The organism is Pseudomonas sp. E141 (assembly GCF_052659885.1).
The window spans coordinates 5,541,830-5,559,983 of the sequence record NZ_CP084024.1 but is presented as its reverse complement, the minus strand read 5'-3'; the positions used below and the strand labels follow the sequence as shown (position 1 = coordinate 5,559,983).

Below are 18,154 nucleotides of genomic sequence, written 5' to 3'. Positions count from 1 at the left end.
GTTTTGTGGGGCCTGAAAATCGATAACTATCCACAGGAGCGTGGAAATGCGTTGGGCGACCTATTTCGCCGTGTTGGCATCTGTCCTGAGTGTCGGCTTGGCGCTGGGCGTGAGCATGCCGCTGGTGTCGCTGCGTCTGGAAGGCTGGGGTTATGGTTCGTTTGCCATCGGGGTGATGGCCGCCATGCCGGCCGTTGGGGTGTTGGTCGGGGCCAAGGTGTCGAGTCGGCTTGCGGCGCGGTTCGGCACGGCGGCGTTGATGCGCTTGTGCCTGTGGGGTGGGGCGGTGTCCATCGGGTTGCTGGCGCTGTTGCCCAGTTATCCGGTCTGGTTGGTGCTGCGGCTGATGATCGGCGTCGTCCTGACCCTGGTGTTCATTCTGGGTGAAAGCTGGATCAACCAACTGGTGATCGAACAATGGCGCGGACGGTTGGTGGCGTTGTACGGCAGCAGTTACGCCCTGAGTCAGTTGTCTGGTCCGTTGCTGCTGGGTGCGCTGGGGACTGATCACGATTATGGCTTTTGGGTGGGTGTCGGTCTTTTGCTGGTTTCGCCGTTGCTGTTGCTGGGGCGCAGCGGTGCGCCCAGCAGTGAAGCCTGCAGCGTCACTTTCAAGGATCTATGGGCGTTTTGTCGTGGGTTGCCGGCAATCGCCTGGGCGGTGTCGTTGTTCGCGGCGTTCGAGGCAATGATCCTGACCTTGTTGCCGGTTTACTGTTTGCGTCAGGGCTTCAGCGCCGACATTGCGCTGGCGATGGTCAGCACGGTAGTGGTCGGTGATGCCTTGCTGCAGCTGCCCATTGGCGCTCTTGCGGACCGCCTGTCGCGCCGGTCGTTGTTCACTGGCTGTGCGGTGGCGCTGATGCTGTCGAGCCTGGCGGTTCCACTGCTGATCGATACCTTGCTGATCTGGCCACTGTGGGTGCTGTTTGGAGCCAGCGCAGGCGGGTTGTTCACCTTGTCACTGATCCTGATCGGCGAGCGTTATCGCGACGATGCACTGGTGCGGGCCAACGCCCATATTGCCCAGTTGTGGGGGATCGGTTGCCTGATTGGCCCACTGGCGGCGGGGGCGGGCAGTCAATGGATCAGTGGGCATGCGCTGCCCTTGTTCATGGCCGCGGGAGCGTTCGGCTTGGTGGTTCTGTTGTTGCGCCAAGGGGCGTTTGGCGCCACGCAACCTGCCTGAACAAAGTGAAGCCTTGGGAAACGTGCTGAACCCGGGGCTTCTACAGCATTCGCTCCAGCCCAACGGTGGTGGCGAACCAGGCGTTGAAGCGGCGCCACCAACTGCCGGGTTCGCGGTCCAGGTCATGCAGTTGGCCGTTGTCTTCGGTGGTCCATATCAGCTTCCCGTCCTTCAGGCGGGCCTGGTAACTCAGGGCCGGTGCCATGCCCTGCAAGGCCAGTTCGCGCACTTGGCCGGCGAGTTCGGGACTGTCGACCAAGACCCCCACTTCGGTGTTCCACAGCACTGAACGCGGATCGAAATTGAACGAGCCGATGAAGGATTTCTTCCGGTCGAAGATGATCGCCTTGCTATGCAGGCTGGAGTCCGATTCGCCGTAGGACTTGCTGTAGAACAAATGGGGGCTGCCACCCGTGTCCCCGGGCTGGCGACGCAATTCGTACAGCCGCACCCCATGTTGCAGCAAAGCCCTGCGATACGGCGCGTAACCGCCGTGCACCGCCGGTACGTCGGTGGCCTCCAGGGAGTTGGTCAAAAGACTCACCGCCACTCCGGCATCGGCGCGGCTGGTCAGGTAGACCAACCCTGGCTGGCCGGGTACAAAGTAGGCCGAAATCATGATCAGTTCTTCACTGACCCCCGTCAGCTCCGGGCCCAATTGCGTGGTCAGCAACAACTGCGGGTCAGGCTCATCCCTGGCCAGTACTTTGCTGGGTGCATCCCACAGCGCCTGGTTCCAGGCCCAGATCAATTGCCTGCGCCAGATGTCCAGGCGCGGTTGGGTCCGGTAGGAGGTCAACTGCTGGTAAAGCGCGTGATTTTCCTTGTGCGTCTGCTCCAGTGACTCTTGCAGGCGTAGGCGGCTGTTGGCCAGATCCTTGGGGGTTGGCCGACGGGACAGGAATTGTTCGATGGGTTTGCTCAGGGCGCTGTTCCAGTATTGGTCGAAGCTGTGCCCCAATTGTTCGGCCACCGGCCCAACGCCAAGCAGGTCGATGTCGGTGAAGTTCAGGTTGGGTTCGGCGTCGAAATATTCATCCCCCAGATTGCGACCGCCGACGATGGCCATGCTGTTGTCCGCCAGCCAGAGCTTGTTGTGCATGCGCCGGTGTTGCAATGAGAGGTTGAGCAGCCGCCCGAGGCTGCGGGTTACCCCGGTGGCGCGCCCCAGATGAAGTGGGTTGAACAGGCGTATCTGGATCCGCGGATGAGCGGCGAGGGTCGCGATGATCTGATCCTGGCCATCGCTGGTGGTGTCATCCAGCAGGATGCGCACGCGTACGCCGCGGTCGGCGGCTTTGAGCAATTCATCCACCAGCATTCGCGTGCTGATGCCGTCATGAACGATGTAGTACTGCAAATCCAGGCTGCTTTGGGCGTTGCGGATCAACTCGGCCCGGGCGGAGAAGGCGTCGGTACTGTCAGATAGCAGGCGGAAACCCGAGCGTCCCTCGTGTGGAGCGGCCTGGGCCTGTACCGAGCGTCCGAACGAAGATTCGGTCGCCGGGAGTGCCTGGGAAGGTTCGCGGGTGATGTCAAAACTGGCACAGCCGCCCAGCAGCGAGGCGACTAGCAGGAGCACAGGCAGGATGGGTCTGGGTCTCACGTAGGCTCGTTCCGCTTGTTTGCGTTGATCGGCTTGTGGGTGCTGCTTCCCTGAGTAAAGCTCAGACGGCGTCGAGTCGGGTTTCGTTCAACAACGCAATGGCCGCGGCGCCGACCTTGCGGACGGCGTCCTCGATCTGTGCCGTTGGTTTGGCAGCGTAGTTCATGCGCAGGCAATTGCGGTACTTGCCCGAGGCGGAAAATATGCTGCCGACCGCCACCTGCACGCCCTGGTCATGCAGGACCCGATTAAGCTTGAGTGTATCGAAGCCTTCGGGGAGTTCGACCCAGAGCATAAAGCTGCCGCGTGGGCGGCTGGCGCGAGTACCCGCTGGAAAATAGCGGCTGACCCAGTCGATCATGACGTCGCGATTGCGTTGGTATTGGCTGCGCATCCGCCGCAAATGCGGTTCGAAATGTCCGCCCTTGAGAAACTCCGCAATGGCTATCTGCGGTTGCGGTGCGGTGGAGCCGGTGCTGATGTATTTCATGTGCAGCACCCGTTCCAGATAGCGGCCGGGTGCGACCCAGCCCACTCGCAAACCCGGTGCCAGTGTCTTGGAAAAAGAACTGCAGAGCAGGACGCGGCCATCGTCGTCGAAGGATTTGATCGTGCGGGGCCGCGGGTAGGTGTAGGCCAGTTCTCCATACACATCGTCCTCGATAATCGCCACGTCGAAGCGCTGCGCCAAGGTCAGCAACGCGCGTTTGTTGGCCTCGGGCATGATGTAGCCCAGCGGGTTGTTACAACTGGGCGTCAACTGTATGGCCTTGATGGGCCACTGTTCCAGCGCCAGCTCCAGGGCCTCCAGGCTGATGCCGGTCAGCGGATCGGTGGGGATTTCCAGGGCCTTCATGCCCAGGCCCTTGAGGGTTTGCATGGCGCCGTGAAAGCTGGGGGAGTCCACCGCGACGATATCGCCTTGTTCACAGGTGGCGCGGATGCTGACCGACAGCGCTTCGTGACAGCCCGTGGTGACGATCAGGTCGCCGGCTCCCAGTTTGCAACCCGAGTCCAGCGACAGGCGAGCGATCTGTTCGCGCAACGCGAGGTTGCCGTAGATGTTGTCGTAATACAGGCCCGGCATGTCTTGCCGGCGGCTGATCTGCGCGAGGCTGCGCAACAGCGGTTTCATGGTCGGCGAGTTGATATCCGGCATGCCTCGGCCCAGTTGCACCACGTCTTTGCGTGGTACCGAGCGTATCAGCTCCAGCACCTGGTCCCATTGGGAGATGTCCACCGGTCGTTGGGCTGGGCGACCCACTACCGGCAGGTCCGGCAGTTCACGGCTGGCCGGTACGAAATACCCTGATTTGGGTTTTGGCATCGCCAGCCCGCTGTCCTCCAACACGCGATAGGCCTGCTGCACCGTACTCAGGCTGACACCGTGCTCCATGCTCAGCGCGCGCACTGACGGCAGCCGGTCGCCGGGACGGTAGAAGCCCTGTTCGATGCGGGTGCCGAGCAATTCGGCGAGGTTCACATAAAGGGTCATGGCGCGCTCTCGATGAAGTGGACAACGGTAACCAATACAGTTGCGGCGGAAAAAGACAATTCAGTGTCGAAAAGCCGCAATCTGTATGCATGGAAAACACATTGTTTGAATCTGTATTGATTCTGGCCGTCCGCGCATCATGAAAGCTCTGGCTACCCAAGTAAACAGGAGCGATCAAAATGAACGGCTTGAGCGATGTGCGGCTGACGTTACACAGCCAGGAACTGGCGGCGGGGCAGGAAAAGGAGCTACGCAATGCGATGTTGCACAGTGCCCCGTCCAGCCTGAGCCGCTGGGCCCTGTTCTGGCGTCGTCTGCATACACGCAAGGCCTTGTTGGAGCTCACACCCGAACAGTTGCGTGATATCGGGCTGAGCCGAGAGCAGGCGCGGGAGGAGGGCTTGAAGCCGTTCTGGCGGCTTTGAAGCGGTACCGGGCCTGAAAACTGCTATCGCGGGCATGCCTTGCTCTTACAGCCCTCTTTCAATCTGTGCGAGCAAGGCGTGCCCGCGATAGCGTCACCAGTAGCGCTGGGCGCTTTAAACCAACTCTTTCAACCGATGCCACAGCATCCCCAGCGCCAACAGTGGCGAGCGCAAATGTTTCCCGCCGGGGAAGGTCATGTGCGGCACCTGGGCGAACAGATCGAAACCACCACTCTGTTGCCCACTGATGGCTTCGGCCAACAGCTTGCCGGCCAAGTGCGTGGCATTCACTCCGTGGCCGGAGTAGGCCTGGGCGTAGTACACGTTGGGCTGATCCTTGAGTCGACCAATCTGCGGCAAGCGGTTGGCGCCGATGCCGATCATCCCGCCCCATTGAAAGTCGATTTTCACCTGCGCCAGTTGCGGGAATACCTTGAGCATTTTCGGACGCATGTACGCGCCAATGTCTTGCGGGTCACGACCCGAGTAATGGCAGGCTCCGCCGAACAGTAAGCGTCGATCCGCGGAAAGTCGGTAGTAATCCAGCGCCACCCGTTGATCACAGACCGCCATGTTCTGCGGCAACAACGCCTGGGCCTGAGCCTCGCTCAAAGGTTCAGTGGCGATGATGTAGCTGCCGGCGGGCAGCACTTTGCCGCTGAGTTCCGGGTTGAGCCCATTGAGGTAGGCGTTGCAGCCCAGCACCAGGGTCTTGGCCCGGACCGCGCCCTGTTGGGTATGCACCTTCACTTCCGGGCCGTAATCAATGCGCGTGACCGCCGATTGCTCGAACAGCCGGACCCCCAGTTGCTGCGCGGCGCAGGCTTCGCCCAAGGCCAGGTTCAGCGGATGCAAATGGCCCGAGCCCATGTCGATCAGGCCGCCGACGTAGCGATCCGAACCCACCACACTGTGCATTTCGTGGGCTTGCAGCAGCCGGGTCTGATGGCGATACCCCAGGCTGCGCAGCTCTTCAGCGTCCTCAGCGAAACCTTCCAGATCGCTTGGCTTGTTGGCGAGGTCGCAATAACCCCAGGTGAGGTCGCAGTGGATCTGAAAGCGCTCGACCCGTTGACGGACGATTTCCACCGCCTCAAGGCCCATGAGCTTCATCTGGCGTACGCCGTCGGCACCGATGACCGGGGCGAACTGATCGAGGCCATGACCGACGCCGCGAATCAGTTGACCGCCGTTGCGCCCGCTGGCCCCCCAGCCGATCTTGTGCGCTTCCAGCAGCACTACGCTCATGCCGCGCTCGGCCAGTTCGATCGCTGTGTTCAACCCCGAGAACCCACCGCCTACCACGCAGACATCCGCCACCAGCTCGCCCTGCAGCAGCGGATGATCCGGTTGCGGCAAGCTGCTGGCGGCGTAGTAAGAGGCGGCGTGCGAATGGCTCGGGACAGGTTGCTGAACACGGGCGTTCATGTGCGTAATCCTGATTATTGTGTTTGAGAAATTTTACGGAGCATAAGCCGGGGATTCGTCCATGGGCAACACCGGTCGGTTGGCGCTGTCTGGGACAGAGCTTTTCGTGCAAAATCCTGCCTTGTCCCGTCTCGGTAGCCGCTTCGATGAGCTGCAACAGTCAAAAAATCCGCACGCTGCGCCAACAGATTCCCTCGTTCGAGTGCGTACCGGGCTGCCATGACTGCTGCGGGCCAGTGACCACCTCGCCCGAGGAAATGGCCCGCTTGCCACGCAAGACTCGCGCCGAACAGGACGCGGCCATGGAAGCGCTCGACTGCGTGCACTTGGGACCCAATGGCTGCACGGTCTATGACGAGCGGCCGCTGATCTGCCGGTTGTTCGGCACCACGGCGACCTTGCCGTGTCCCAATGGCCGGCGGCCGGTGGAACTGATTCATCCGCGGGTCGAGAAGCAGATTCACGAATATATGGCCAGCACCCGGCAGGTATTGGTGTAGCCAAGAACGCCCCTCAATCCGGAATCGGCAGGTTCAAGCTCTCCTTCACTTCTTCCATCACGATGTAGCTCTTGGATTCGCGCACGTGGGGCAGCTTGAGCAGGATGTCGCCCAGCAGCTTGCGGTACGAAGCCATCTCGGAAATCCGCGCTTTCACCAGATAGTCAAAGTCGCCTGACACCAGATGGCATTCGAGCACGTGAGGCAATTTCAGCACCGCGCGCCGGAATTCTTCAAAGGTGTCGCCGGATTTGTAGTCGAGGCTGATTTCGACGAACACCAGCAGACTTCCCTTCAGATGCTGCGGATTGAGCCGGGCGTTGTAGCCCATGATGATTCCCTCGCGCTCCAGGCGACGAACCCGCTCGGTGCAGGGGGTGGTGGAGAGGCCGACCTTTTCCCCAAGCTCCGTAAAGGAAATCCGTCCATCCGCCTGGAGGATGCGCAGGATGTTGCGGTCGATCTTGTCCAGCTCACGTTTGGTCTGAGTGTTGGTCCGCACAGGTGATGCTCCTCCATGAAAAGGGTTTTTGCCGAGAATTCTCGCCAAATATAGGCATTTATATAGTGAAAAGCACTGCCTGATCTTTTCTAAACTGCGCACATTACGGTCTGTACAACAAAACGTCAGCGGTTATCCGCGATGAGGGCTTCAACATGCGCGTTCTGGTTTTAGGTAGCGGCGTCATCGGTACCGTCAGTGCTTACTACCTGGCCCGTGCCGGGTTTGAAGTCGTGGTGGTTGATCGTCAGCCGGCGCCAGCCATGGAAACCAGTTTTGCCAATGCCGGCCAGGTGTCGCCGGGTTATGCCTCGCCGTGGGCCGCACCAGGTGTGCCACTCAAGGCCATCAAGTGGCTGTTGCAGCGCCACGCACCGCTGGCGATCAAAGCCACCGCTGACATCGACCAGTACCTGTGGATGGCGCAGATGCTGCGCAACTGCACCGCCAATCGTTATGCCGTCAACAAGGAGCGCATGGTGCGTCTGTCCGAGTACAGCCGCGACTGCCTCGACGAACTGCGCGCCGAAACCGGGATTGCCTACGAAGGCCGCAGTCTGGGGACCACTCAATTGTTCCGTACCCAGGCTCAGGTTGATGGTGCGGCCAAAGACATCGCCGTGCTGAAAGAGTCCGGTGTGCCCTTCGAAGTGCTGGACCGTGAAGGCATTGCCCGCGTCGAGCCGGCGTTGGCCAATGTCACCGACATCCTGGCGGGTGCCTTGCGTCTGCCCAATGACCAGACTGGCGACTGTCAGATGTTTACCACGCGCCTGGCGCAAATGGCCGTAAAACTGGGTGTGGAATTCCGCTTTGGCCAGGATATCCAGCGCCTGGACTACGCCGGTGATCGCATCAACGGCGTCTGGATCGATGGCAAGCTGGAAACCGCTGACCGCTACGTCCTGGCCCTGGGCAGTTATTCACCGCAATTGCTCAAACCGCTGGGCATTCGTGCGCCGGTGTATCCGCTCAAGGGTTATTCCCTGACGGTGCCGATCACCAATCCGGCGATGGCTCCGACCTCGACCATTCTCGACGAAACCTACAAGGTCGCGATTACCCGGTTCGATAACCGCATCCGTGTGGGCGGCATGGCGGAAATCGCCGGTTTTGACCTGTCTCTCAACCCGCGTCGGCGTGAAACCCTGGAGATGATCGTCAACGACCTTTATCCTCAGGGCGGCGATCTGGCCCAGGCCAGTTTCTGGACCGGTCTGCGTCCGACCACTCCGGATGGCACACCGATCGTGGGCGCCACCCCGTTCAAGAACCTGTTCCTGAACACCGGCCACGGCACCCTCGGTTGGACCATGGCCTGTGGTTCCGGGCGCTTGCTGGCGGACCTGATGGCGAAGAAAAAACCACAGATCAGCGCCGAAGGCCTCGATATTTCCCGTTATGGCAGTAAACACCAGGAGTCTGCAAAACATGTCAATCCAGCGCCAGCTCACCAATGACCGCATGAGTCAGGTCGTCCAGCACAACGGCACTGTTTACCTGGCCGGGCAGGTTGGCGACGACATGAGTGCCGGTATCGAACAGCAGACCCGTGAAACCCTGGCCAATATCGAGCGTTTGCTGGACCTGGCCGGGACCGACAAAAATCATCTGTTGTCGGTGACGATTTACCTGAAAGACATCGACGCCCATTTCGAAGGCATGAACGCGATCTGGGACAAATGGCTGCCCAAGGGCGTCGCGCCGGCCCGGGCCACTGTGCAAGCCAAACTGTGCGAACCGGAAATCCTGGTGGAGCTGTCCGTCGTGGCAGCGCTGCCCTAAACCCGGAAAACGATCCCTCTTGCGGTGCTGTTGGTGGTTCATGCCGTCAGCCAGCGCCGTTTTTTTTACCTAGTCCGCCTAGAAGCCTGCCGCCATGCGTCCTGCCCGTGCTCTGATCGACCTTCAAGCCTTACGTCACAACTACCAATTGGCCCGCGAAGTGACGGGGGCCAAAGCTCTTGCGGTGATCAAGGCCGATGCCTATGGGCACGGCGCAGTGCGCTGCGCCGAGGCTTTGCAGGACACGGCCGACGGGTTTGCCGTGGCTTGTATCGAAGAAGCGCTGGAACTGCGGGCCGGCGGGATTCGTGGGCCGGTCTTGCTGCTGGAAGGGTTCTTCGAGGCCGATGAACTGCCGCTGATCGTCGAACACGATTTCTGGTGTGTGGTGCATTCGTTGTGGCAGCTCGAAGCGATTGAAAACGCGACCCTGAGCAAGCCGATTACGGTCTGGCTCAAGCTCGACTCGGGGATGCATCGGGTGGGGCTGCATCCGGCGGATTATCAGGCGGCCTATCGTCGACTGCTGGCCAGCGGCAAGGTGGCGAAGATCGTGTTGATGAGCCATTTCGCCCGCGCCGATGAACTGCACGATCCCAGCAGCACCGAGCAACTGGCCGTGTTCGAGGCGGCCCGCCAGGGGCTGGCGGCGCAGATCAGTTTGCGCAACTCCCCGGCAGTGCTGGGTTGGCCGCAGATACCAAGCGACTGGGTGCGGCCAGGCATCATGCTGTACGGTGCGACCCCCTTCGAGGAAGCCAACGCCGTCGCTGCGCGGCTGCAGCCGGTCATGACTCTGGAGTCCAAGATCATCAGCGTGCGTGAATTGCCCGCCGGCGAGCCGGTGGGGTATGGCGCCCGTTTTGTCACCGCGCAACCGACGCGGGTCGGCGTGGTTGCCATGGGATACGCCGACGGTTACCCGCGCCAGGCGCCGAACGGTACGCCGGTGCTGGTGCACGGGCAGCCTAGTCAACTGGTCGGTCGGGTCTCCATGGACATGCTGTGTGTCGACTTGACGAATATCCCCAACGCCGGGCTCGGTTCGACCGTGGAGCTGTGGGGCAAGACTATCCTGGCCAGTGATGTCGCGAAGGCGGCCGGCACGATTCCTTATCAGATTTTCTGCAACCTGCGCCGGGTTCCACGGCTCTATTCCGGGGGCTGACGCAAAGCGCAATCTACCGAAAGTCGCTTCACCGCACGGGATTGAGGTCAAAGTGTTGTAAATACTGAACGCTGTCGCCATGATAACGCTCACTTTCCACACAACCTGATTCCCTGGAGGCTCCAGCATTGGACGTCGGTGAACGACTGCAATCCATTCGTAAACTCAAAGGCCTTTCCCAGCGTGAACTCGCCAAGCGCGCGGGCGTCACCAACAGCACCATTTCGATGATCGAGAAAAACAGCGTCAGCCCCTCGATCAGCTCGCTGCGTAAGGTCCTTGGCGGGATTCCCATGTCCATGGTCGAGTTTTTCTCCGAAGAAATTCTGCAGGAGAAACCGACTCAGATCGTCTACAAAGCCAATGAACTGATCGACATTTCCGACGGTGCCGTCACCATGAAACTGGTGGGCCGGGCGCACCCCAGCCGGGCGATTGCTTTTCTCAACGAGATCTACCCGCCTGGCGCCGATACCGGTGACGAGATGCTTACCCATGAGGGCGAAGAGACCGGGATTCTGGTGGAAGGGCGGCTGGAGTTGGTGGTCGGCGCCGAAACCTTCGTACTCGAAGCGGGCGATAGCTATTATTTCGAGAGCACCAAGCCACACCGTTTCCGTAATCCGTTCGATGCGCCGGCGCGACTGATCAGCGCAGCCACACCGGCCAATTTCTAGGAAAAGAGGCGCCGTGCCCGGACGGCAAAGGCGCCCGAAGGATGAGCTGTCATGACAAACAAGACCCTTGCGACTTTGGGGTTGTTTCAGTGTGACGGCCTTCCCGCTATACTTGCGCCCGCCTGCAAACCGTGGCCGCAGGCGTGACTAGCCACCATTGAGGGTGTACGCGTGAATCTAATTATGAAAATGCTGGCTGCACCAGCAACCGTATTGGCCCTATGGGCAGCCAGTGTCCAAGCAGCGCCCAACGACGAAATCGCCAAGCGCCTTGAACCGGTCGGCCAGGTCTGCGTTCAAGGGCAGGAATGCAAGGGCATGGAGGTCGTGGCTTCGGCTGGCGGCGGTGGAGCCAAGACGCCGAAGGATGTTATTGCAAAACACTGCAATGCTTGCCACGGCACCGGCCTGCTGGGCGCTCCGAAAATCGGCGACACGGCTGCCTGGAAAGAGCGCGCCGATCATCAGGGCGGCCTCGACGGCATCCTGGCCAAGGCGATCACTGGCATCAACGCCATGCCGCCTAAAGGCACCTGCGCCGATTGCTCGGATGAAGAGCTCATGGGCGCGATCAAAGAGATGTCGGGTCTGTAATAGCCAGCATCTTCCGCAAGAAAGCCGCTTACGAGCGGCTTTTTTGTGCCCGGTGGTTTTACAAAGGCTGTTCATCGCAACCAAGACCCGGCAAGCTCGGTCCAACCCACATTCATGGAATGTCCCGGAGGGTCGGATGGTGCAGTTGTGTTCAATCGAACAGGCGGTGGATGACGTACTCGCGCGCCTGCCAGCGCACATTCATCTGGGGATGCCCCTGGGGTTGGGCAAACCCAATCTGTTCGCCAACGCCCTGTACCGGCGTATCGCGCAACTGCCTGAGCGACAACTGACCATCTACACCGCTCTGAGCCTGGGCCGACCCAATCTGGGCGATGGTTTGCAGAAGCGCTTTCTCGAGCCCTTTATCGAACGGGTCTTTGGCGATTATCCGGAACTGGATTACCTGGCCGATCTGCACCGTGACAGCCTGCCGGCCAACATCCACGTCCAGCAATTCTTCCTGCAACCGGGCAGCCTGTTGCACAGCGAGTCGGCCCAGCAGGATTACGTCAGCAGCAACTACAGCCACGCCGCGCGGGACATCAATGCCGCTGGCTTGAACCTGATCGCGCAACTGGTGGCCAGTGATGCGCAGCATCCTGACCGCCTGAGCCTGAGTTGCAACCCGGACATCACCCTCGACCTGTTGCCGATGGTCGCCAAGCGGCGTGCGGCGGGGGAGACCATCCTCATGGTGGGCCAGGTTCACAGTGATCTGCCCTACATGCCCGGTGATGCGGAAGTCGGCATCGACACGTTCGACCTGTTGATCGACGAAAAGGACAGCCACACGCTGTTTTCCACGCCGAACATGCCGGTGGGGTTTCAGGATCATATGATCGGCCTGCACGCCAGTGCCCTGGTGCGTGACGGCGGTACGTTGCAGATCGGCATCGGCTCCATGGGCGATGCGTTGACGGCGGCGCTGCTGGCGCGTCAAGCCGACAATGCCGCTTACCAGGCGTTGCTGGCGGAGCTGAATCTCAGCCAGTGGGCGCAGTTGATCGAGCGTGAGGGCGGGGTCGAACCCTTTGCCAAAGGGTTGTACGGTTGCAGCGAAATGTTCGTCAACGGCTTGCTGGTGCTGGCAGAGGCCGGAATTATCCGGCGCAGGGTCTATCCCGACGAGCCGACCCAGGAACGAGCCAACGCCGGCACCCTCGACGAGGCTGCGCAACCTGATGGCATCTGCATCCATGGCGGATTCTTCCTCGGCCCTCGCAGTTTTTACGAACGCTTGCGCGAGCTGCCCCAGAGTCGGCGCCTCGAATTCAACATGACCCGCATCAGTTACATCAACGAGCTGTACGGCCAGGAAAGACTCAAGCGCCTGCAGCGACTCGATGCACGTTTTATCAACACGGTTTTCACCATGACCTTGCTGGGCGCCGGGGTGGCGGACCAACTGGAAGATGGTCGCGTACTCAGCGGCGTCGGCGGGCAGTACAACTTCGTTGCCCAGGGCCATGCGCTGGAGGGCGGGCGCTCCATTCTGCTTCTGCGCAGTTGGCGCGAGGCGGGGGGCGAGATCAGTTCGAACATCGTCTGGGAATACGGCCATTGCACCATTCCCCGACACTTGCGAGACATCGTGGTGACTGAATACGGTATCGCTGACCTGCGGGGCAAGACTGATGCCGCGGTGATCGAGGCGCTGCTGAACATCAGCGACTCACGCTTCCAGCCGGAGCTGATCGAGCAGGCGCAAAATGCCGGCAAGTTGCCCAAGGATTTTCGCCTCGATCCGCGCTTCGCCGAGAACACCTCGGAACGCTTGCAGGCCATCCAGGCACGGCATCCGAATTTGTTCCCGGAGTATCCGCTGGGCAGCGATTTCGACGGGGTGGAGCGGGACCTGTTGCGGGCGCTGAACTGGCTAAAGAGCAAGTTCAAACTCACCGAAATGCTGGAGCTGGGCAAGGCTGCACTGGATGCGCCGCCGCCGTCGGAGTTTCCCGAGCATTTGGAGCGGATGCAGTTGGCGAGCCCCGAAGGGCTGAAAGAAGAGCTGGGTCAGCGCTTGTTGCTCGCCGGTCTCAAGATCACCGCGCCTTAACGGCCACTTCAAAGCCCCTATGGGAGCGAGCCTGCTCGCGATAGCGGACTGTCAGTCAACATTGGTGTTGGATGTGCCGGCCTCATCGCGAGCAGGCTCGCTCCCACAGGGATGCAGGGCGATTATTCGATAAAGGTCACGACACCACCGGCCAGCGATTGCACCCGGGCCAACGATTCAACGCGATAGCCTTGGGCATCCAGCTCCGCACGTCCACCCTGGAACGATTTCTCGATCACGATCCCCAAGCCTGCCACGGTGGCGCCGGCCTGCTTGATGATGGAGATCAGCGCCTGGGAGGCTTTGCCGTTGGCCAGGAAGTCATCAATGATCAGTACCCGGTCGCTGCTGGTCAGGTGGCGCGGGCTGATGGCCACGGTGCTTTCGGTCTTTTTTGTGAACGAATACACGGTCGCGGACAACAGGTTCTCCGTCAGGGTCAGAGAGTGTTGCTTGCGGGCGAAAATCACCGGAACGCCCAGGTTCAGGCCGGTCATGATCGCCGGGGCAATTCCCGAGGCTTCGATGGTAACGATTTTAGTGATGCCCGAGTCCTTGAACAGCGCGGCAAATTCGTCGCCGATCAGCTTCATCAATTGCGGGTCGATCTGGTGGTTCAGAAAAGCATCGACTTTCAGAACCTGATCGGAAAGTACGATGCCGTGTTCACGAATTTTCTGGTGCAGGGCTTCCATCAAGCCTCCTTTAATGACGCCTTCGGCGCCCCTGGATTTGGTAAAAAGTTCGGTAAAAAGTAGTCGATTCTAGCGCTTGAGCATCGCTCGTATATCGGCCAGGGCGCTATTGCCGCGAACGGCCTTGACCTCGGTCGGTGTGTCGTCATTGCCTTCCCAGGCCAAGTCGTCCGGCGGCAGCTCATCGAGGAAGCGGCTCGGGGCGCAGTCGATCACCTCGCCGTATTGCTTGCGCTTGGCGGCGAAGGTAAAGGCCAGCGTCTGACGTGCGCGGGTAATACCGACGTAGGCCAGGCGCCGTTCTTCTTCGATGGTGTCGGCTTCGATGCTGGAGCGGTGGGGCAGGATTTCTTCTTCCATGCCCATGATGAACACGTAGGGGAATTCCAGGCCCTTGGAGGCGTGAAGGGTCATCATCTGCACGCCTTCGGCGCCGTCTTCCTCTTCCTGCTGGCGTTCGAGCATGTCCCGCAGCACGAGTTTGCCGATGGCGTCCTCGACGGTCATGTCGCCGTCTTCGTCCTTTTCCAGAGTGTTTTTCAACGCCTCGATCAAGAACCAGACGTTGCCCATGCGGTAGTCCGCGGCCTTGTCACTGGAGCTGTTGGTACGCAGCCAGTTCTCGTAGTCGATGTCCATGACCATGCTGCGCAGCGCCGAGATCGGGTCTTCGCCGGCGCACTGTTCGCGCACCTTGTCCATGAAGCGCTTGAAGCGCGCCAGACGGTCGGTGAAGCGGCTGTCCAGATGCTCGCCCAGGCCGATTTCGTCGGTGGCGGCGTACATCGAGATTTTGCGCTCGGTGGCGTAGTTGCCGAGTTTTTCCAGGGTGGTCGAGCCGATTTCCCGGCGTGGGACGTTGATCACTCGCAAGAAGGCGTTGTCGTCGTCCGGGTTCACGATCAGGCGGAAATAAGCCATCAGGTCCTTTACTTCCTGACGGCCGAAGAAGCTGTTGCCCCCCGACAGGCGATAGGGGATCTGGTGATGCTGCAATTTCAGCTCGATCAGCTTGGCCTGGTAGTTACCGCGATACAGGATGGCGAAGTCGCTGTACGGTCGGTCGGTGCGCAGGTGCAGGCTGAGGATTTCCATGGCCACGCGCTCGGCTTCGGCGTCTTCGTTGCGGCAGCGAATCACGCGGATCTCGTCGCCGTGGCCCATCTCGCTCCACAGTTGCTTTTCGAACTCGTGGGGGTTGTTGGAGATCAGCACGTTGGCGCAGCGCAGGATGCGGCTGGTGGAGCGGTAGTTCTGCTCCAGCATCACCACTTTGAGCGACGGGTAGTCTTCCTTGAGCAACATCAGGTTTTCCGGCCGCGCACCACGCCAGGCGTAGATCGACTGGTCGTCGTCGCCCACCACGGTGAACTGGTTGCGGATGCCGATCAGCAGCTTCACCAGCAGATACTGGCTGGCATTGGTGTCCTGGTATTCATCCACCAGCAGGTAGCGGACCTTGTTCTGCCATTTCTCGAGGATGTCGGCGTGGTCCTGGAACAGCTTGACCGGCAGCAGGATCAGGTCGTCGAAGTCCACCGCGTTGAACGCCTTGAGCGTGCGCTGGTAATGGGCGTACACGATGGCGGCGGTCTGCTCCTTGGGATTGCGGGCGTTTTCCAAGGCTTGGGGCGGCAGGATCAGGTCGTTTTTCCAGGCGCCGATCATGTTCTTGATCTCGTCCACGCCGTCGTCGCCCGAATATTCCTTTTGCATGATGTCGGTCATCAGCGCCTTGACATCGGTCTCGTCGAAAATCGAGAAACCCGGCTTGTAGCCCAGCCGTGCATGTTCCTTGCGGATGATGTTCAGGCCCAGGTTGTGGAAAGTGCAGACCGTCAGGCCACGGCCCTCACCGGCGCGCAGCAGGCCGCCGACCCGCTCTTTCATTTCCCGGGCGGCTTTGTTGGTGAAGGTCATGGCGACGATGTACTGGGCGCGGATACCGCAGTTCTGGATCAGGTGCGCGATCTTGCGGGTGATCACACTGGTCTTGCCGGAGCCTGCACCGGCGAGCACCAAAAGAGGGCCGCCGACATAGTTCACGGCTTCTTGCTGCCGGGGATTGAGTCGGGACATGACAGGGTCAGGGAGTCGTTTGCGAAATGGGCCGGCATTTTAACAGGCTCACAGAATTGTGCTGCTCTGTCCGACTTGTGACGCAACACTGCATTGTCATTTGCCGCTTTTGTTACTTTCACGCAGGATGTGGGGCGAATGGGCGTCCAGCGTTCGGCTTCGAGGGTAAGAAAAGCCGTCTGAAGCAAGTGTTTGAGAACCATTGGCATTGGTCATTAGCGGTCAGCAGGTCATAATGCCCTGCGCCTATTACCTTGCAGAGTCTAGGGAGTCAGCTTGTCAACGTCTGTCGAACCCTTGCGTTTGCTGCTATTGGCCGAAGAGCCGGTATGGTCAGCGATTTTGCGCGAGTGCCTGGCCCCCATGGGGCCGTCGGTCGTGTTGATCAGTGCCCCGAGCTGGGAGTCGGTCAGCAGCCTGTTCGAAGACAACCACAACGCGGTGCTGCTGACCGTCGCGGCGTTGCAGCCGGCACCCGGTCGTTGCCGTTTGCCGACGGTCCTGTTGCTCGAGCACGAGCCCACCACTGCACCTGATGGTGTCAGCGATTGGCTGGTACGTGATGTGCTCGATGGCGCCACTCTGCGCCGTTGCCTGCGCCATGTGCGCGAGCGCGGAGTGCTGGAAAACACGCTGCAGCGGCTTGCCGAACAGGATCCGCTGACCGGCATCGCCAATCGCCAGGGCTTCCAGACCCTGCTGGCGGCGCGCCTGGCTGAAAACGAAGGCCGTGGCCTGGCGCTCGGTCATCTGGATCTGGATAACTTCCGTCACGCCAACGATGCCCTCGGCCACCAGGCCGGTGACCGTTTGATCCTGCAAGTAGTGTCGAGGCTCAAAGGTTCGCTTGAAGCCGGCGATCAACTGGCGCGCTTGGGCAGCGACGAATTTGCGCTGCTGATCGACACCCGCCGGGCGCCTCAGCGGGCTGAGTGGATGGCCGAGCGCATCACCGAAGCCATGGCCGAACCCTACTGGGTCGATGGCGAAAGCCTGCTGATCGGTTGCAGCCTGGGGATCGCCCACGCTCGCGCCCAGGCCGGCGCGGACCCGCTGATGTGGCACGCCCATATCGCCATGCAGCAGGCCAAGAGCACCCAGGGCTGCACCTTTCATATCTTCAACGAACGCATCAATCGTAACGCCCGCAGCCTCGCCGACCTGGAGAGCGAGTTGCGTCGGGCGCTGCGGCGCGACGAGCTGGAGTTGCATTACCAACCCCGGCTGAGCCTCGATGGCGGCACTATCGTCGGCCTCGAAGCCCTGGTGCGCTGGCGTCATAACGAACGCGGGCTATTGCCTCCCAGTGAGTTCGTGCCACTGGCCGAACAGAGCGGGCTGATCGTACCGCTGGGCTACTGGGTGATTTCCCGGGCATTGCGGGACATGCAGGCGCTGCGTGAAAGGGGATTGGCGCCCCTGCACATGGCGGTCAACCTGTCGTTCCGGCAGTTCCAGGACAGCCAGTTGCTGCCGACCCTGAGCCGCCTGATCGCCGAACGCGGTGTCGAGGCGCAGTGGTTGGAATTCGAACTCACCGAAACCGCCGTCATGCGCCGCAGCGAACTGGTCAAGCAGACCATGGACGCCCTGGGTCGCCTGGGGGTGCGCTTTTCCCTGGACGATTTCGGCACCGGCTTCTCCTCGTTCGTGCACCTCAACAGCCTGCCCATCGCCTTGCTCAAGATCGACAAGAGCTTCGTGGGTGGCATGGAGCAGCGCGAGGAAAATCGCAAATTGGTCCATGCGATGATCAACCTGGCCCACAACCTCAACCTGGAAGTGGTGGCCGAGGGCGTGGAAACCCGGGAGCAACTGGATTTGCTGCGCGGTTACGGCTGCGACCAGGTGCAGGGCTTTTTGATCAGCAAGCCGTTGCCCCTGGCGGAGCTGGTGGAATACCTGACGTTTGACGGCAGCCAGCAGTCGGTGCTGGAAATCGGCTGACACCA

Annotated in this window: 16 protein-coding genes; 10 read left to right on the top strand and 6 right to left on the bottom strand. The window is 60.7% G+C overall.

What is annotated here, in order from left to right; all coding sequences use genetic code 11:
• The first annotated feature begins 46 nt into the window (after positions 1-46).
• Positions 47-1,189, top strand: a complete 1,143-nt coding sequence (locus GKKCFE_RS24975; RefSeq protein WP_047226158.1) for an MFS transporter — start codon at positions 47-49, stop codon at positions 1,187-1,189.
• A gap of 40 nt (positions 1,190-1,229) precedes the next feature.
• On the opposite strand, the gene GKKCFE_RS24970 is transcribed toward GKKCFE_RS24975, so the two are convergent.
• Positions 1,230-2,795 carry a phospholipase D family protein gene (locus GKKCFE_RS24970; RefSeq protein ID WP_047226157.1) on the bottom strand — a complete coding sequence of 522 codons (1,566 nt, stop codon included), beginning with the start codon at positions 2,793-2,795 and terminating at the stop codon, positions 1,230-1,232.
• A 61-nt stretch (positions 2,796-2,856) separates the two neighbouring features.
• The gene (locus GKKCFE_RS24965) at positions 2,857-4,290 is read right to left on the bottom strand and encodes an aminotransferase-like domain-containing protein (protein ID WP_047226156.1); all 1,434 of its coding nucleotides are present in this window, start codon (positions 4,288-4,290) and stop codon (positions 2,857-2,859) included.
• Positions 4,291-4,469: 179 nt separating this feature from the next.
• Here GKKCFE_RS24965 and GKKCFE_RS24960 point away from each other — a divergent pair, with 179 nt between their 5' ends.
• Complete coding sequence (locus GKKCFE_RS24960) at positions 4,470-4,715, top strand: DUF1127 domain-containing protein (RefSeq protein ID WP_047226155.1); 246 nt, start codon at positions 4,470-4,472, stop codon at positions 4,713-4,715.
• A gap of 114 nt (positions 4,716-4,829) precedes the next feature.
• On the opposite strand, the gene GKKCFE_RS24955 is transcribed toward GKKCFE_RS24960, so the two are convergent.
• Positions 4,830-6,143, bottom strand: coding sequence for an NAD(P)/FAD-dependent oxidoreductase (locus GKKCFE_RS24955; RefSeq protein ID WP_274091381.1), 1,314 nt, complete (start codon positions 6,141-6,143; stop codon positions 4,830-4,832).
• A gap of 146 nt (positions 6,144-6,289) precedes the next feature.
• On the opposite strand from GKKCFE_RS24955, the gene GKKCFE_RS24950 reads away from it, so the two are divergent.
• Positions 6,290-6,643, top strand: a complete 354-nt coding sequence (locus tag GKKCFE_RS24950; RefSeq protein WP_003206850.1) for a YkgJ family cysteine cluster protein — start codon at positions 6,290-6,292, stop codon at positions 6,641-6,643.
• Between the two features lie 13 nt (positions 6,644-6,656).
• Here the strand turns inward: GKKCFE_RS24950 and GKKCFE_RS24945 are convergent, their stop codons facing one another.
• Positions 6,657-7,145 carry an Lrp/AsnC ligand binding domain-containing protein gene (locus tag GKKCFE_RS24945; protein WP_003206849.1) on the bottom strand — a complete coding sequence of 163 codons (489 nt, stop codon included), beginning with the start codon at positions 7,143-7,145 and terminating at the stop codon, positions 6,657-6,659.
• Between the two features lie 155 nt (positions 7,146-7,300).
• Here GKKCFE_RS24945 and dadA point away from each other — a divergent pair, with 155 nt between their 5' ends.
• The 6 genes from dadA to GKKCFE_RS24915 all read left to right on the top strand — a co-directional run bounded on the left by dadA (position 7,301) and on the right by GKKCFE_RS24915 (position 13,428).
• A complete protein-coding gene (gene dadA, locus GKKCFE_RS24940; RefSeq protein ID WP_047226153.1) occupies positions 7,301-8,605 on the top strand; it encodes a D-amino acid dehydrogenase in 1,305 nt (434 codons plus the stop codon).
• Positions 8,577-8,930, top strand: coding sequence for a RidA family protein (locus GKKCFE_RS24935; protein ID WP_445577222.1), 354 nt, complete (start codon positions 8,577-8,579; stop codon positions 8,928-8,930). The genes dadA and GKKCFE_RS24935 overlap by 29 nt, the downstream gene beginning before the upstream one ends.
• A 94-nt stretch (positions 8,931-9,024) precedes the next feature.
• Complete coding sequence (gene alr, locus GKKCFE_RS24930; RefSeq protein WP_139048882.1) at positions 9,025-10,098, top strand: alanine racemase; 1,074 nt, start codon at positions 9,025-9,027, stop codon at positions 10,096-10,098.
• Positions 10,099-10,226: 128 nt separating this feature from the next.
• Positions 10,227-10,775, top strand: a complete 549-nt coding sequence (locus GKKCFE_RS24925; RefSeq protein WP_047226150.1) for a cupin domain-containing protein — start codon at positions 10,227-10,229, stop codon at positions 10,773-10,775.
• A gap of 183 nt (positions 10,776-10,958) precedes the next feature.
• Positions 10,959-11,369, top strand: a complete 411-nt coding sequence (locus GKKCFE_RS24920) for a c-type cytochrome (protein WP_047226149.1) — start codon at positions 10,959-10,961, stop codon at positions 11,367-11,369.
• A gap of 136 nt (positions 11,370-11,505) precedes the next feature.
• Positions 11,506-13,428 carry an acetyl-CoA hydrolase/transferase C-terminal domain-containing protein gene (locus tag GKKCFE_RS24915; protein ID WP_076383086.1) on the top strand — a complete coding sequence of 641 codons (1,923 nt, stop codon included), beginning with the start codon at positions 11,506-11,508 and terminating at the stop codon, positions 13,426-13,428.
• Positions 13,429-13,550: 122 nt separating this feature from the next.
• Here the strand turns inward: GKKCFE_RS24915 and GKKCFE_RS24910 are convergent, their stop codons facing one another.
• Complete coding sequence (locus GKKCFE_RS24910; RefSeq protein WP_047226147.1) at positions 13,551-14,123, bottom strand: xanthine phosphoribosyltransferase; 573 nt, start codon at positions 14,121-14,123, stop codon at positions 13,551-13,553.
• Positions 14,124-14,192: 69 nt separating this feature from the next.
• Entirely contained in the window at positions 14,193-16,202 is a 2,010-nt protein-coding gene (gene rep, locus GKKCFE_RS24905; protein WP_047226146.1) for a DNA helicase Rep, read from the bottom strand.
• Between the two features lie 276 nt (positions 16,203-16,478).
• On the opposite strand from rep, the gene GKKCFE_RS24900 reads away from it, so the two are divergent.
• Positions 16,479-18,149: a putative bifunctional diguanylate cyclase/phosphodiesterase gene (locus GKKCFE_RS24900; protein ID WP_047226145.1), complete on the top strand. Its 1,671-nt coding sequence runs from the start codon at positions 16,479-16,481 to the stop codon at positions 18,147-18,149.
• The last annotated feature ends 5 nt before the right edge of the window (positions 18,150-18,154 follow it).